General features: G+C 57.9%; 1 protein-coding gene. It reads right to left on the bottom strand.

Features of this window, described 5'->3' with window-relative positions; genetic code table 11:
* Nucleotides 1-369: hypothetical protein (locus tag EXE45_RS18195; RefSeq protein ID WP_137695143.1), on the bottom strand; the 369-nt coding region annotated here is incomplete at its 3' end.
* Nucleotides 370-394: the final 25 nt, after the last annotated feature.

Genomic DNA, 394 nt, shown 5'->3' with positions numbered 1-394 from the left:
GGAGGTTTCCACGGAGACACCCGTTGTGTCGGACGTTGCTTTCGGAATCACCCACTCGTTGTCACGGAACGACTCGACCATGATCGAGGCCGAACGGGCCTTATCGCAGGTGAAGAAGGTCTTGTTACCGTCCTCGTCGGTGGTCCACTTGATGTCGGACTTGTCTTTGACGTGGCCGTAGTGAACCGCCGAAACGATGTCCATGTAACCAGCGGAATCGACGGTGTCATCGCCGTGTTGGAGCGACTCCATCGCCTGCTGACCGAAGCCGTAGTCCACGAGGCCGATGTCAGCGTCGTACTGAATCAGCCGTTGCTCGTACTCACGGATCTGCTCGCGGTTCCGAAGTTCGGTGTCGAGGAACGCCAAGTCAAGGACGACGTACTCCGTCTCA

The sequence above is a fragment of the Halorubrum sp. SP9 genome, from assembly GCF_005435015.1.
Classification (GTDB): domain Archaea; phylum Halobacteriota; class Halobacteria; order Halobacteriales; family Haloferacaceae; genus Halorubrum; species Halorubrum sodomense.
Note: the sequence above shows the minus strand (reverse complement) of the source record. Positions and strands in the feature narration are given on the sequence as shown.